The sequence below is a fragment of the Clostridium lapidicellarium genome (assembly GCF_041224415.1).
Classification (GTDB): domain Bacteria; phylum Bacillota; class Clostridia; order Clostridiales; family Clostridiaceae; genus Clostridium_B; species Clostridium_B lapidicellarium.
This window is the reverse complement of record NZ_JBGFFE010000010.1, coordinates 1-15445: the sequence shown is the minus strand read 5'-3', so window position 1 is coordinate 15445 and position 15445 is coordinate 1. Positions and strand designations below refer to the sequence as shown.

At 34.7% G+C, this 15445-nt stretch carries 17 protein-coding genes and 1 riboswitch; of the genes, 11 read left to right on the top strand and 6 right to left on the bottom strand.

Annotated elements, in window-relative coordinates; all coding sequences use genetic code 11:
- Position 1: 1 nt before the first annotated feature.
- Positions 2-1030 carry a hypothetical protein gene (locus AB8S09_RS08335; RefSeq protein ID WP_294180872.1) on the top strand — a complete coding sequence of 343 codons (1029 nt, stop codon included), beginning with the start codon at positions 2-4 and terminating at the stop codon, positions 1028-1030.
- Positions 1031-1046: 16 nt separating this feature from the next.
- The gene (locus tag AB8S09_RS08330) at positions 1047-1697 is read left to right on the top strand and encodes a site-2 protease family protein (protein ID WP_294180871.1); all 651 of its coding nucleotides are present in this window, start codon (positions 1047-1049) and stop codon (positions 1695-1697) included.
- 8 nt (positions 1698-1705) lie between these two features.
- Here the strand turns inward: AB8S09_RS08330 and AB8S09_RS08325 are convergent, their stop codons facing one another.
- Positions 1706-2338, bottom strand: coding sequence for a hypothetical protein (locus AB8S09_RS08325; RefSeq protein ID WP_294180870.1), 633 nt, complete (start codon positions 2336-2338; stop codon positions 1706-1708).
- Positions 2339-2482: 144 nt separating this feature from the next.
- Here AB8S09_RS08325 and trmB point away from each other — a divergent pair, with 144 nt between their 5' ends.
- Positions 2483-3118, top strand: a complete 636-nt coding sequence (gene trmB / locus AB8S09_RS08320; protein WP_294180869.1) for a tRNA (guanosine(46)-N7)-methyltransferase TrmB — start codon at positions 2483-2485, stop codon at positions 3116-3118.
- A 43-nt stretch (positions 3119-3161) separates the two neighbouring features.
- Positions 3162-5141 (top strand): methyl-accepting chemotaxis protein, encoded by a 1980-nt coding sequence (locus AB8S09_RS08315; protein WP_294180866.1) that lies wholly within the window; start codon positions 3162-3164, stop codon positions 5139-5141.
- A 23-nt stretch (positions 5142-5164) separates the two neighbouring features.
- Here AB8S09_RS08315 and AB8S09_RS08310 read toward each other — a convergent pair whose 3' ends face one another.
- The 3 genes from AB8S09_RS08310 to AB8S09_RS08300 form a co-directional block, all read right to left on the bottom strand.
- Positions 5165-6223, bottom strand: a complete 1059-nt coding sequence (locus AB8S09_RS08310) for an HD-GYP domain-containing protein (protein ID WP_294180863.1) — start codon at positions 6221-6223, stop codon at positions 5165-5167.
- Between the two features lie 104 nt (positions 6224-6327).
- Positions 6328-7686 carry a PFL family protein gene (locus AB8S09_RS08305; RefSeq protein WP_294180861.1) on the bottom strand — a complete coding sequence of 453 codons (1359 nt, stop codon included), beginning with the start codon at positions 7684-7686 and terminating at the stop codon, positions 6328-6330.
- 17 nt (positions 7687-7703) lie between these two features.
- A complete protein-coding gene (locus tag AB8S09_RS08300) occupies positions 7704-7973 on the bottom strand; it encodes an ACT domain-containing protein (RefSeq protein WP_294180859.1) in 270 nt (89 codons plus the stop codon).
- 124 nt (positions 7974-8097) lie between these two features.
- Positions 8098-8187, bottom strand: a riboswitch (glycine riboswitch).
- A gap of 213 nt (positions 8188-8400) precedes the next feature.
- On the opposite strand from AB8S09_RS08300, the gene AB8S09_RS08295 reads away from it, so the two are divergent.
- Positions 8401-9345, top strand: a complete 945-nt coding sequence (locus AB8S09_RS08295) for an AEC family transporter (protein WP_294180857.1) — start codon at positions 8401-8403, stop codon at positions 9343-9345.
- A 70-nt stretch (positions 9346-9415) separates the two neighbouring features.
- On the opposite strand, the gene tpx is transcribed toward AB8S09_RS08295, so the two are convergent.
- A complete protein-coding gene (gene tpx, locus AB8S09_RS08290) occupies positions 9416-9910 on the bottom strand; it encodes a thiol peroxidase (RefSeq protein ID WP_294180856.1) in 495 nt (164 codons plus the stop codon).
- 174 nt (positions 9911-10084) lie between these two features.
- Here tpx and ymfI point away from each other — a divergent pair, with 174 nt between their 5' ends.
- The 4 genes from ymfI to AB8S09_RS08270 all read left to right on the top strand — a co-directional run bounded on the left by ymfI (position 10085) and on the right by AB8S09_RS08270 (position 12618).
- Positions 10085-10828 carry an elongation factor P 5-aminopentanone reductase gene (gene ymfI / locus AB8S09_RS08285; protein ID WP_294180854.1) on the top strand — a complete coding sequence of 248 codons (744 nt, stop codon included), beginning with the start codon at positions 10085-10087 and terminating at the stop codon, positions 10826-10828.
- Positions 10829-10972: 144 nt separating this feature from the next.
- Positions 10973-11809 (top strand): response regulator transcription factor, encoded by an 837-nt coding sequence (locus tag AB8S09_RS08280; protein WP_294180852.1) that lies wholly within the window; start codon positions 10973-10975, stop codon positions 11807-11809.
- Between the two features lie 69 nt (positions 11810-11878).
- On the top strand, positions 11879-12253 hold the full coding sequence (locus AB8S09_RS08275; protein WP_294180850.1) for an SdpI family protein: 375 nt from the start codon (positions 11879-11881) through the stop codon (positions 12251-12253).
- Between the two features lie 29 nt (positions 12254-12282).
- The gene (locus tag AB8S09_RS08270) at positions 12283-12618 is read left to right on the top strand and encodes a hypothetical protein (protein ID WP_294180848.1); all 336 of its coding nucleotides are present in this window, start codon (positions 12283-12285) and stop codon (positions 12616-12618) included.
- 52 nt (positions 12619-12670) lie between these two features.
- Here the strand turns inward: AB8S09_RS08270 and AB8S09_RS08265 are convergent, their stop codons facing one another.
- Positions 12671-13876 carry an SH3 domain-containing protein gene (locus AB8S09_RS08265; RefSeq protein ID WP_294180846.1) on the bottom strand — a complete coding sequence of 402 codons (1206 nt, stop codon included), beginning with the start codon at positions 13874-13876 and terminating at the stop codon, positions 12671-12673.
- A 219-nt stretch (positions 13877-14095) separates the two neighbouring features.
- Between AB8S09_RS08265 and AB8S09_RS08260 the strand changes: the two genes are divergently transcribed.
- The gene (locus AB8S09_RS08260) at positions 14096-14224 is read left to right on the top strand and encodes a hypothetical protein (RefSeq protein WP_294180844.1); all 129 of its coding nucleotides are present in this window, start codon (positions 14096-14098) and stop codon (positions 14222-14224) included.
- Between the two features lie 130 nt (positions 14225-14354).
- A complete protein-coding gene (gene aroF / locus AB8S09_RS08255) occupies positions 14355-15389 on the top strand; it encodes a 3-deoxy-7-phosphoheptulonate synthase (RefSeq protein ID WP_294180843.1) in 1035 nt (344 codons plus the stop codon).
- Positions 15390-15445 lie beyond the last annotated feature (56 nt).

Here is a 15445-nt window from a genome sequence, read left to right as displayed (position 1 = left end):
GATGAAAGTTTTTAAGAGAGTTATTGCATGGATGTCCATATCACTGGCAATACAGTTTGCAGGACTGTTTTATATAAATAATTATTTTTTATCTTCTCAAACAGAGATAAAGGCTAAAAAAGTCTTGAAAAGTGAACCCAAGAGGGAAGATACTACTGTGAAAATACCGCAGAATGCCAAAAATATCAGTGTTTCATTTGATGGCAGATATGTTGCTTATTATCAGGAAAACGCTTTGAAAATTGTGGATTCAAAGACCGGCGACGAAAAAAATGTAGAGTTTAAAGATGGAGTTAAGGTATCTTTTTACAAGTGGCTCAAGGATAGAAATAGAATGCTTATTGCAGAGAAACATGATTCCAAATATGATGGTTCAAAATTTAATCTGTCTTATTACGAGGTTGACAAGGATATAAAAGAAAATATCAAGGAACTGACCTGTCCCGATGAAAAGGCTCAGATTGATGATATACAGGAGTCGCCTTTTACAAATGTAATATATGTAAAGATTCAAAATAGAGGCCGGCGAACCAGTATATACAGAATAAATATAATGAAGGAAATGCAGAAGGTGTATACAAAATCATACATGATAGACAAGATGGGAATTTTATATCTTGATGACAAATTAATATATGAGGACAGCATATATCACAACATATATGTTACGGGAAGACAAAATCCCATTGACATTAAGGGAGTTCAAAATCCTAGATGGATAGGAGTGGATGAAAATGATAAAATATATATAGGAGATGAAAATGACGGAAAAATATCAAATATTTATTATGGAAGTTTAAATGCAGGTGAAAATGGTTATCAAAATGTCAATTTAAGTCAACCTGTGAATAGAAATGATATATTTTTGATGCCCTCGGGAAAATTATACATAAATAATAACCTAAAGGGAGTTGTTACCGACGCGGCAACGGGAAAGCAATATACATATAAGGGAAATTTCGTACAGATGTTTGAAGGTGGAATTGCATCCATAAGCAATGGTCGATTGGAGAAATTGCCATTAAATTAAAAATCAAGAGGAAGGAATGAAATATTTGACTGAAACTATATTAGGGAAAATACTCGTAATACCTGCTATATTAATTGGATTTGCATTTCATGAATTTGCACATGCGGTTGTGGCGGATAAATTAGGGGATAAGACTCCAAAATTTCAGGGAAGACTTACTTTAAATCCATTTGTTCATGTGGATATTATAGGGTTTATAATGATACTGCTGGTGGGATTTGGCTGGGCTAAACCCGTGGAAATCAACCCCGGTGCCTTCAAAAATGGGAGCAGGGATGATCTAAAGGTATCTGCTGCAGGTCCATTGGCAAATTTGGCAGTGGCATTTGCTGCTGCCGTGCTGGTAGTACTGGTATATAAATGGGGCGGTATGATTACAGAGTCTTCTTCAATTTTTAATTTGGTGATTAAAATTATACTATATATTGTAAATATAAATTGTATGTTATTTGTATTTAACCTGATACCAATACCGGGTTTAGACGGATTTCATATACTGAGGGATATTTTTCCGTCTTTATTTTACAGGATATCGGATAGTATATACAGATATCAAATTATAATATTGCTGTTGTTTGTGGCTACTCCGGTAGCCAAATATGTAGTGGGTATCCCATCATTCGCCATATATAAGGCCTTTATTAAAATAGCCAGCGGCATTATATAAAATGAATGTCAATTGCTGTGGGTTCTGTAGTAATTATTTATTTCTTCAAATATGGATTGAACACCATTTCCCCAGTTTTTGTCTTCGGCATATTTGCTGCCTATCCAGATAAAAGGATTGTTTTCTTTAGGTCTGTTTGCAGATAAATTTATAATGGTTTTGGCAGCTATCCTCGAGGAATCTTTTATGTTTGTATTGTATTCCCTCCAGCTGTGGTGTACATTGAAGGGGTTATTGGCTATTTTAGGTGCATCTTGTGTGTCTGCAGGTACGAAATTTTGTTCTTGTCCTGTTATGGCAAACATCAAAACTGGATTTAAGTTGAATTTCTTTGAGGTTTTGATTATTGTAGAGAAATAGGGATCCCTGCATAACAGCGAATTCTTTGTAGCTAAGTAGGCTTTTAATTTATTCTTGTCTATATTCTGGTATTTTAAATATTCCGGCAGGTACACGTTTGGAGAATTTTTTTTATAGATTTCTAAAGTTATCTTGTCTATTAATTTTCCTGCCTGTGAAAACAAACTTGTATTAAAATATGATTTTAATACAAAATGAATCGGCATGCCGATAACTAAAATGGCAATTATTATAATTGCTGTAATTTTTTTTGGTAACTTTAAACGCTTTAAATATTTCATGATTTACCACCTTGAATTTTAATACAGGCTGTTTTTAATTCTATTATATAATTAATTTATCTAAAATTATCGTATTTTGTAAAAAAATTTCGTATTTTGTGTACGAATGTGTGAACTGCAGATATGGGAAGGGAATCTTACAATATGAGACTTAGAAAAAAATGGTGGGCCAGACCTGAACTCGAAGCTAGCCCTATTGTTATAACAGAACCCCAAAAATACAGGGGAAAGTGGAAGAATGAATTCGGAAATAATAATAAAATATATTTGGAGCTGGGGTGCGGAAGGGGAAAGTTTCTATGCACTCATGCAGCTGACAATATAGATATAAATTATATAGGGATTGATTTGAAGGATGAAGTCCTGGTATATGCGTTGAGAAAAGTAAAGGAAAATGAAATGGAAAATGTGCGGATAATACCCATGAATATAATGAAAATCGAAGAAATTTTCGATAATGGGGAAATTGATAGGATATATATAAATTTTTGCAATCCCTGGCCTAAGAGAAGACAGAAAAAGAGGAGATTGACCCATACTGTATTTTTAAATAAATACAGGAATTTCTTAAAGACGGGAAGCCTGATATGGTTTAAAACGGATGACATCGATCTTTTTAAAGAATCCCAGGATTATTTTGCAGAAAGCGGTTATAAAATAGAATATTTGACTTATGATCTTCACAACAGTGATTTTCATGAAAATATAATGACAGAATATGAGGAAAAATTTGTTGGACTTGGCATAAAAATAATGTTTCTAATGGCAAGATTAGAGTAAATATGCTAGTATATAATTAAATAAACTGCGGGGGGGTAAAATTTTGATAAATAAAATGTCACTACATCATAAATTAATTGGACTGTTGATATTGCTAGTTGTAGTACCAGTAGTCATAGTATCGGTTTTTTCCTTTTCCATAGCATCTAAGATCATAAATGATAATGCAGGGGAATTGACTCGCCAGGTTGCAAATGAAAAAGTTTCCTACATAGATTTGCATAACCTTTCTTTGAAACATGATTTGGAATCGTTATCATTCAATAGAGATGTACTTTCCCAGAACAGGGAAAGTCTATTGAATGCATTGGGAAGTATAACACGAAGCAATAATGACATATTACAATCTTATCTGGGTGATGAATCAAAGCAGATGACAGTGTATCCCGAATCTGTAAAAATACCTGAAAATTTTGATCCGACATCAAGAGAATGGTACAAGAAGGCTTTGGCTTCCAATGGCGGCATATATGTCAGCGGACCATATAAAGATGCTCTTACAGGTAAAATCGTAATAACTCTTGCCAAAGCAGTACACCTTGATGACGGAAGAAAGGGTGCCGTGGCTTTTGATGTTGATTTGTCCACATTGAGGAATAGATTGACTGCCACTAAGGTGGGGAAAAGCGGGTACGCCATTTTGATTTCACGGGAAGGTACAATCATTGCAGATTCTGACAGGAGCAAGATAATGAAAAATATAAAATCAGAAATTCCTTCCGGACAGTCCGTCTTAGGTGAAAAACAGGGCAATATAAAGTACGGACGGGGAAAGGAATCGAAAATAGCTGGATTTAATAGATCGAAGGAAACAGGGTGGACAGTTGTGGCCGTCAGCCCTAAAAGCGATTATGCCCAGGCATTAAATTATAATTTGACTACAGCTGTCATTGTTTTGCTGGTTATGATAGCAGTAGCTGTTATATGCGGTATAGCTGTTGCGAAATATGCTACAGGACCTCTGGCACAGATACAACAGTTTGCCAGAAGGTTGTCTAAATGTGATTTTAGTACTCCTATAAATATGAAGAGAAGGGATGAATTTGCAGATACAGCTCTTTCCCTCAATACAGCCCAGAAGAATGTAAAGTCTCTAGTTAAAACCATAGTTGAAAATTCTGAAAATATGAGTGCTTCCAGTCAGGAGCTCTCTGCTACAGTTCAGGAAATGACATCCAAATTTCAGAATATAAATGAATCCATAAGCGACATAGTAAACGGTTCGCAGGAAACAACGGCCTCAGCCCAGGAAGTCACTGCATCAGTGGAAGAGATAGATTCGAATATAAATCAGTTATCCAATCAAGCTATGAATGTGAATGAAAATGCAAACAATTCCAAAGAAAATGCCCTTTCTGTCCAAAAAAGTGCCCAAGAGGCTATAGAAGAATGCAAATCCATTTATAAAGATGAAGAGAAGAATATACTTAAAGCCATAGAGGATGGAAAAGTAGTTTCAAAGATAAAGGAAATGGCAGATATAATAGCGAATATTGCAGAACAGACCAATCTTTTGGCGTTAAATGCGGCCATTGAAGCTGCGAGAGCAGGAGAGCATGGAAAGGGATTTGCAGTGGTTGCGGAAGAAGTTAGGAAGTTGGCCGAACAGTCTTCAGAAACTGTTTCTACTATTCAAGATGTAGTGGAAAAAGTTCAAGAAGCTTTTAAAAATCTCTCTGACGCCAGTCATCAGACTTTAAGATTTATTGATGAAAATGTGAATTTGCAGCTTGATAATTATATGAGTACAGGAGAAAGATATTACAAGGATTCCCAATTTACATCCGATTCTCTAAGTCATCTGACCTCTATGACGGAAGATATTAAAAACACAACAAATGAAGTTACTAAAGCGGTAAGCGGCATGGCCGGTATTGCACAGAAGTCTTCTGAAAGCACCAACCAAATTCAGGATATTATAAGTGATGCCGCACAGGAAATGATACAAGTTGATAAAACTGCTAGAGAGCAGTCGGATTCAGCTCAAAAGCTCAATGTAATCATTCAAAAATTTAAGATTTGACTTTAAAAAAGGGGAAAAGTTGATCATATGATCAACTTTTCCACATACAGATCTTTTTCTTTTCTTAAATCCAGGAAATTATCTTCGCTTAGGAGCAGCGGATTTGTAAGATCATTTATCTGGACTTGAATTACCTTGCATTTTTTCCCGTTGTTTAATAGCACATTTTCTCCCATGAAATAATTTATTATGTGATTTAAAAATACACTGCAGTATTTACAATCAAGTTTTTCCAAGCTCTGTTCCTGAATTATCCTCAGGGCTTCAAAAGGACCCCTTACTTTTTTATGATATTTTGAAGAGTTCACAGCATCAAATAAATCTGCAATGGCTATTATTTTAGCAAATGCATGTATTTTATCTCCAGTTATACCTAATGGATATCCAGATCCATCGATTTTCTCGTGGTGCATCAGTACCCCGTAGCCTACAGAGGGATCTAAGTATGGAATGCTTTTTATGAATTTATAACCTATAATAGGGTGATTTTTAAAAATTTTATATTCTTTTGGAGTGAGAGCACCGGTTTTGTTTATTATATCTTTGCTGATTTTGGTTTTGCCAAAGTCATGCAATATTGCTGAATAGGTCAATAAATTTAATTCTCGCTGGCTGAAATTCAACCATTTTCCCAATATGAAACTTATAGCAGATACATTTATACTGTGTCTGTATATGGTGTCATTTCCACTGCCGTAAAACACAATATTTCTGATAACTATTCCCGTGGACTTAAATTCCTCCTGTATTTTTTTTGAAAAAATCCTTATTTCATTCATTTCAGGAACTTTTAATTTAGATATGTTGTTGAATATACGTTTTAAACTTAGAGAAAATTCGTTAAAATCATTTTCTATTTTTTGTATTGTATTTGTTTTAATAATTAATGGACTATCAGAATCATTTTTTACATAAACTTCTATTTTATCCACAAGGTAATTTTGTTTCAATTTATCTATAGTAGGTTTTGTAACGATATTATTTTTTGACAATAACATTTTATCTTCAAAAATTACATCTTCTGAAGACATCATTCCAGGCTTTAGTTCGGTAACTGGAATAAGTTTCTTTTCCCATGCCATATTGTTTCACCTCATATATTGTTGATTTAGAAATATATAGTAATATAACAATTTATCGTATTAATTTTATAATTCTAAATATGTTTGAGGCCAAATTAGGCATTTTAGTTTTTAAAGCTGTGAATTGGTGCCGGAATTCTGCCGCCCCTATTTATAAAAAGTTTACTGGAAAATTTGCTTACAGGCATTATGGGAGCTTTTCCAAGGAGACCACCAAAATTTGCCTCTTCTCCTACGGATTTATTATAAACTGGTATTAACCTTGTTGCAGTTGTTTTACAGTTTATCATTCCTATGGCAGCTTCATCTGCAATTATGGCAGATATGGTTGATTCCGGTGTATTTCCCGGTATGCCTATCATGTCAAGTCCAACGGAACATACACATGTCATGGCCTCCAGCTTTTCCAAATTGAGAGAACCTGCATTTACTGCATTTATCATTCCCTCATCTTCACTTACCGGTATGAAAGCACCGCTTAGACCTCCAACTTGTGATGCAGCCATTATACCACCTTTTTTAACTGAGTCGTTTAAAAGTGCAAGTGCTGCCGTTGTACCTGGACATCCACAGCTTTCCAATCCCATTTCTTCGAGAATTCTCGCTACACTGTCTCCTACTGCAGGTGTAGGTGCCAATGACAGGTCAACTATTCCAAAGGGTACTTTCAATCTTTTTGAAGCCTCATCAGCCACTAATTGTCCCATTCTGGTTATTTTAAAAGCAGTTTTTTTTATAGTTTCAGTTACTGTGCCGAAATTTTCCCCCTTTACTTTCTCCAATGCAGATTTTACCACGCCGGGACCACTTACGCCTACATTTATTATGGTATCAGCTTCTCCAATTCCATGAAATGCCCCAGCCATAAAAGGATTGTCTTCTACAGCATTTGAAAATACCACCAATTTGGCGCATCCTATGCTGTCGTCTTCTCTGGTGAGATAAGCAGTTTTTTTCACTATCCTCCCCATATCCTTTACTGCATCCATATTTATTCCGGCTTTTGTAGTTGCAACATTCACCGAAGAGCAGACCTTATTGGTGGATGCCAGTGCTTCAGGTATGGATTCTATGAGTATTCTATCTCCCTTTGAATAACCCTTATGGACAAGTGTTGTGAATCCTCCGATAAAATCTATACCGAGGGTTTTTGTAGTTTTGTCTAGAGTCTGTGCAAATTTTACATAGTCTTTGTCGGAGGTTGATTGAGCCACAAGTGAAATGGGGGATACGGATACTCTTTTATGTATTATTGGTATTCCATATTCCGTTTCGATTTGTTCCGCAGTTTTAACCAGGTTTTCAGCACATCTGGTTATTTTGTCGTATATTTTTATTCTGGCTTTCTTCCCGTCGCTGTCTATACAATCCATGAGGGATATGCCCATTGTGATTGTCCTTATATCGAGATTTTCCTTATCTATCATATTTATTGTTTCCATTATGTTTTTGGTATTTATCATATTGTTCACACTCCAGTTTAGATTTCTTGCATAGAAGTAAATATGTCTTCTCTTTGAATCTTGATATCAACACCCATTTCTCTTGCCTTATTTTCAAGTATATTTTTTATGCTTGTAAAATCTGTTTTCATTTTGCTTAAATCTACCAGCATTATCATGGTAAAATAATTTTCTATCAGAGTTTGATTGATGTCTAGAATATTTATATTGTTTTCAAACAACACAGAAGTTATTTTGTAGATAATACCAACTTTGTCTTTTCCGATTACAGTTATGAATGCCTTCATCTGTTGAATTCATCTCCCTTCAATATTGATAATTATTTAAGAAACAAAAAAGAGATTAAATTAAATTTAATCTCTGGTAAACAAGGAATTAAAACAGCAAATAATTAGAAATTTACTATTTTGGATAAAATCCTCTGTCCTCTTTACCTGAGAGTTTCACTGTAGACAGTTTTCCCCTTCGGCGCTCTTTACGAGTCTCTCCAGAGGCTTGTCAGCTAACGGTCTATGGATATATTCCGCCAGCTTCATCCAGCCTGTTAAATTATTAAAGTGATTATAACATGTTTTTTATTATAATTCAAATTGATGTTGTGATAATTTTACCTTAAGATTAACTTTATTATAAATTGAATGTTGTGTGTATTTAGAGTAAAATAGACGTTGATATTTTAATATAAAATTATTTTGAGAATCTGGAGTTTATAATATGCTACTTACTTTTTTTACATCTTTAGAAAGCATCATTCCGATCATTGTAATGATAATGGTTGGTTATTTTATGTCACGTGCAAAGTGGATAGATGATAAATTTGGAAGTGCGATAACTAAATATTTGCTGAATATTGCACTTCCCTGTTATATGATTTGGAATCTAGTTGGCAATTTTGACCGCAGTAAGTTTTTTTCTCTGATAAGTGGAATTTTAGTTCCACTTATCTCCATGGGAAGCATGTATATACTGTCTGTTTTAATCAGCAATTTGCTCAAAGTTCCAAGGAGACATAAAGGAATCTTTAGATCTATATTTTTTTGCTCTAATACATTTTTTGTTGGACTTCCAATTAACTTGGAATTGTTTGGACAAAAAAGTGTACCCTATGTATTGATTTATTATATAGTTAATACAACATATTTTTGGACAATCGGAAATTATGAAATCAGTCGTGATGGAAATTTAGCCAAGAATGTTTCTTTTTTTTCAAAAGCGACAGCCAAAAAAATCCTAACACCTGCATTGCTGGGGTTTATGGTTGGGATTCTGCTAATCATCCTAAAAATAAATCTGCCGAATTTTGTAATGGATACTTTAAACTATCTGGGATTTCCAACGACACCTTTTGCTTTAATCTTCATTGGATTGGTACTGAGTTCGGTTAAATTTTCCGAACTGAAATTTGATAGGGAACTGTTGATTTTGCTTGCTGCCCGATTTGCTCTTTCACCTGTTTTGGTTATGCTGCTGCTTCATTTTATCCATGTACCGCCGCTGATGGGGAAAGTATTTATTATCCAATCCATTATGCCTGCAATGACCAATACAAGTATTGTAGCAAAAGGTTATGGTGCAGATTACAAATATGCCAGCATTGTGACTGTTATCACTACACTTGCTTGTATAGTTGTTATTCCAATATTCATGATATTTATATAGTTCAGATTAAGTTAAAAAAAAGATTCTTGAACCTTTGGGATCCAGGAATCTTTTGTACTGTATATTCACTTTATTTTGCTTTTTTAGCGGCATTTAATATGGCATCGAAGTTTGGCTGATTTGTAACTTCAGGTACATATTCTACATAGGTGATTTTGTTTGTGCTGTTAACTACAAAGGCAGTTCTGGCCAACAGACCTAAATCCTCCATGTATGTTCCAAAATTTTTACCAAATGTCCTATCTTTAAAATCCGATACTGTAATTACATTTTTTATTCCATTAGCTGCACACCAGCGGCTCTGGGCGAAGGGCAGATCCATGGATACTGTATATACAGTCACGCCTGGAATTTCTGATGTTTTTTCGTTAAAAGTTCTGGTCTCCAGATCACAAACCGGTGTGTCTATAGAAGGTACTGTTAAAAATATTCTAACACCGTTTGTGTCTTTTAAAGAAACTGTATCCATTGCATTGTTTATAACAGTAAAATTTGGCACAGCATCGCCAACTTTAAGAGGACTGCCAGAGAGTCTTACGCTTTTTCCCTGAAATGTTAAATTCATATATATCCCTCCAAATAAATTATATTAATTGAGAATTATTATTTATTATAATTATAATAGCATAAATGTGCAGAATATGCAAATTTACTATAATTTTATTTTGCCATTATGTAGAGTTAATGTATAATGTTTCTTGAAGTAATGCAGGTTTGATTCTAAAAGGAGGAAATTTATATGGAAGATTTGGGAGGAAAAATTGTTGTAATTACTGGTGCATCCAGAGGTATAGGGAGAAGTATTGCTGTAAATATTGCAAAATGTGGTGCCGCTGTGGTAATAAATTATAATAGAGATGAAAAAGGGGCATATAAAACTCTGGAAATGGTAAGAGAAGCTGGTTCTACTGGAATTGTAGTTCAGGGCGACGTTAGCTTGTATGAGGATGCGGAGAAAATAGTGAGAGATGCCATAGGCAAAATGGGCAAAATAGATGTACTGGTAAATAATGCAGGTATATGTCATATAGGTCTGTTTGTAGATATGCAGCAAAAACAGTGGGATTCCATAATAGATGTCAATTTTAAAGGAATGTTGAATTGTACACATTGTGTGTTAAAGCATATGATTTCAAGAAAAAGCGGATCTATAATAAATATTTCATCCATGTGGGGAAATGTCGGTGCTTCCTGTGAATCAATTTATTCTGCCACAAAAGGTGCCATAAATATTTTTACCAGATCTCTTGGAAAGGAGATGGCACCTTCTAATATCAGAGTAAATGCCGTAGCGCCAGGTGTAATAGATACACAGATGAATGCCTGTTTAAAAGCTGAAGATAGAGAAATTTTAAAAGAAGAAATTCCCATGGGCAAGTTTGGAAATAGTGATGAAGTTGCAAAAGTAGTATGTTTTTTGGCAGGAGGTTCTTCTTCTTACATGACAAGTCAGATTATAACTGTAGATGGTGGGATGTCCTAGCAAAAAACATGGTTTTCAACTGTATATTTTTTTAAAGTAAGTCTTAAATTGGACGATAACAAAATATATGACATTGAAAATTTCATTTTTCAAATGCGGAAAGGAATAGTCTAAAATATTACTATGGAAAATAGGATGATAATTATGGATAAAGTTATTGTATTGGATGATATGGCTTATATGAGATATAGAGTAAAGGAGATTCTGGAGAGAAAGGGAATTGGCGTATATGAGGCAGGCACTTCTTTTGATTTTTTTAATAAACTTCATGACAATAAAGATGAAATAAATTTAATAATATTGGAAGTTGGACTTAGCAATGAAGATGGTTTTGAAGTAATTAGAAAGATAAAAGCTAGAAATCTAAATATTCCAATAATGATACTTACAAAAATGAATACGAGAAATGCATTCATAAAATGTATAAAAGAGGGAACATCAGAATATATATTAAAACCTTTTAATAATAAAATGCTGATTGAAAGGGTTAATAAGCTTATAAAATCCAGTAAAAATAAGGATGAACAAGGTGAAATAATATATTTGAACTTCCAGCAGTATATAACAAGACAGATTGTGAAAGCTAAAGCTGAACATACGAAACTTTCAATTATAATGATCAGCTTGATAAAAAAATATTTTACGGAAATGGACGAAAAAATAGAAGTAAAAGATAATTATCTGATATTAGTGGACTCTCTCTATGAAAAATTAAGAGTTCTTTTTAAAACACCGGATTTGTTTGAAAAATATGGGTTTTCTACACTGGTAGGTGTATTACCCCGATGTCAGAGGGGAAGAGTGCGTTTTATCATGAATAAGATAAATGAAATATATAATAGAATAAGATCTGTGGATGAAAAATACAGTGAATATCACCTTGAATGCAGTTATGTGGTTTTCCCTGATGATGGAAAGGATAAACCTCAGCTGCTGGATAAACTTACATCTAATATGAAAGACAAATTAAATGGGAAATAGGTTGGCTTTTTAAAAGAATTGTTTTATTATTAAAGTAATGGATATTAAGTTTTAAGGGGAGCTGAGTATATGATATATTCACTGGTATTTGGCCTGGTAACCTTGGCTTTTGGCGTTATACCCAAAATGGTTAGACCTAAAAAAATCAATTCATGGTATGGATATCGCACTGATATTTCTATGAAAAATCAGGATACATGGAATGAAGCAAACAGATATTCTACTAATCAGTACGTGTTGGCAGGAATTATTCTTCTTATTTTAGGCGAAATAGGTCATTATTTTCTGCACGGCAAGGGTTATTTAGTACCATTGATAGGTTTTATACCTGTTCTGATGTGTACGGTATTTACTACAGAGAAACATATGAAAAAGATCTTTGATGAAAACGGTAAAAGAATTCATAGAACTAATAATCTGAAACGAAATAATGCAGATGATTGACAAGTATGTGATTTAAAAGGGGGATAATCATGGAAGTTATAGCAGTCTGGAAGGATTGCAAATATTTTGAGAATTATGATAAAACAGTGGATGCTTTTGTCATAAAATGTACTTTATATGAAACTAAGTCTAAAATAGAACCTTTTCTTACAGGTATACAGAAACATAATTTATTTATGAGTAATAAGACCAGATCCAATACCCATCCGGATTTTTATTTTTTGGTATCCAGAGATGTAAAGTATATTAAACCACTTGAATGGTTCTGCAATGTTTCCAGTTTGTTGGGTCAGAATTCACCTTATGAATTAATAGACAATCTGGAAGTGAAAAATTTGGAGGATATTAAAGGTATTCAATACTAACTAGTCTAAGCCAGTCTGTATTTTCCAGGCTGGCTTTTTTGATATTTGAATTTTACACCCTTATATAGTCAGAATGTACATAACCTGTTACAGATCCAGCCTGTACTTTGTACCAGCGCCCGTCAGTACTTAAAATCGTAACTTTACTCCCATAGGGAAGAGCTGCGAGTACACGCCCTGTCCATGGATTATTTCTTAAATTCAATACAGAAGATCTATTTTTCAAAATTACAGTACCGGTTTTGGAATTTGCCGGTACAGGTGCTGGCTGTGAAAAGCTCATATAGCTGGAATAGATATAACCGGTTTTATTTCCTGCAGTGATCTTGCACCAGCTTCCTGAACTTCCCAGAACGGTTACCTGTGTTCCGTTTGACAGGGATCCTATTATGGGGCCTTGGGGTGCTGATCTTAAATTCAAATAGGAAGAGCTGTTTTGAAGTTTGATATAACCCGTTTTCGAGTTGGAGGTTGGAGTACTGCTGTTTTCATCTGTACTTATGTAGGTGGAAGCTACATAACCATATGATGAATTCAACTTTATCTTATACCAGCTTCCGACGGAACCGACTATTTCAATAGATTGTCCTTTTTTTAGACTCCCCAGTATTCCAAAAGATGTACCTGCACCATTTCTTATGTTCAAACAGGAATTATTACTGGAAATATTTACAAATCCAGTTTTGTGGGTATCTGTATCTTCATCAGGGCCGCTGCCCGGGGAAGAAGCAGGGACTGACTGTCTCCCATTTCCAACGTATATGTACCCCTTTAGATATAAATTGCCGCGGTTTTTTATGGCCTCTTTTGAAAGGGTTTTCACGTTTCCATCGTAATTTCCTCTTATGCTGAAATTACCTTCATTAAAATATACGGTATCGCCTTCTACTTTTTCTACGAAACCTACATGTCCGTAGCCGATAGGTCCGCCGCCCCACACTACTATAGAATTTGCCCTGGGCTCATAACCGTAGGGGTATACATTGTCTCTTGCATTGGCATACCACCATTCCACTGCATTTCCGTAGAATTCTGAAGGTAGTGCAATTCCGAGCTTTTCAAGAACTCTACCGTATGTAAACCAAGTGCACTGTCCCCTGTATCCGCATTTGGCAAATATGTTTCCAACTGCAGTGTAGGCACTGCTTTGAATATTTGGTAAAATACTATCTGCGTGTACGGTATTTATCATATTTCTACTGTTCATAAGAGCTGCAGAGACAAAAAAAGCAAAGACTAGTTTCTTGTACCTGTTCATACTGTGTCCTCCTGAGGTTATAGATTAACCTGAAATTTCAAATCAATATATTATCGTAGAGAATTGGAAATAATTTAGGTTAATTATACTATATATTTCGGCATAATTCCATATAATTCCATAAATTTAAAATTCCTTGTTGACATAAAGAGAGAACCTGCTATAATTAGAAACAATAGATTTAGATTATAATTTATTTTATGTGGAGGTAAAGTTGAAATGAAAGATGTCATTGGGAAAGAAATGAAAGCAGAAAATAAAAATTACTTTTACTTTACCTTTAGCTGGGGCTATTTTTATTTTAGCGCTGGTTATTTTTGCTTTCAAAAATATTTAGATCTTTCCTAATGAGTGGATATAGTTGTATGTGGTGATGGAAGTTTTACATACTTCATGCTAGAATAAAATGCAATTGGTTAATTTTAGGCAAGGCTCATTAAGGAGCCTTGCTTTTTTATTTCAAGGAGGGATTTTATATATGATAGTAATTATGAAGCCAAAGTCGCCGTTGAATGAAATAATGAGGCTGAAGCAAAAAATCGAAAGAGAAAATAACGTATCTGTAAATGTAATACAGGGGAAGGAATATTGTGTGCTGGGTCTTATAGGTGATACAACAGGGGTTGACGCAGGCAAGATCAGGGCAGATGAGTTTGTGGAGGATGTAAAAAAAGTACAGCAGCCGTATAAGCTTTCCAACAGGATGTTTCACCCTGATGATACTGTTGTGAAAGTGGGGGAAAATTCCATAGGAGGAGGCAGATTGGCTGTAATAGCAGGCCCCTGTTCCGTTGAAAGCGAGGAGCAGATTGTAGGCATTGCAAAAGATGTGAAGAGAAGCGGAGCCAAATTTTTAAGAGGAGGTGCTTTTAAGCCCAGGACTTCACCTTACAGTTTTCAAGGTCTCAAGGAAAGAGGACTTGAACTTTTAAAAATAGCCAGAAAGGAGACGGGACTTCCAATTGTTACGGAAATTATGTCTACAGATCTGATAGATAAATTTGTGGAAGATGTAGATATAATACAGGTTGGTGCAAGAAATATGCAGAATTTTGATCTCTTGAGGCAGCTTGGGAAGACTAAAAAGCCCATTTTATTGAAAAGGGGAATTTCAGCTACTATTGAGGAATTGCTTATGTCTGCTGAATATATAATGTCAGGTGGAAATGAAAATGTAATACTCTGTGAGAGGGGAATAAGGACTTTTGAGACCTATACGAGGAATACACTGGATTTAAGTGCTGTGCCGGTTATAAAAAAATTGAGCCACCTTCCGGTAATAGTAGATCCAAGCCATGCAGCTGGAATTTGGTGGATGGTGGAGCCTCTTGCCAAGGCGGCAGTAGCCGTAGGTGCAGATGGACTTATGATAGAAGTTCACAATGATCCCGCCAATGCAAAATGTGATGGACAGCAGTCCATAAAGCCAAAAGTATTTCAGGAACTTATGAAGGATATAAACAGAATGGAGGATGCAATGTCCTGCAGGAAATATAATGCCTTGAATGTATGAAAGGCATATATTAGGTAATTGCGAAACTCACTGATAAAAATGAATTGATGATGGGA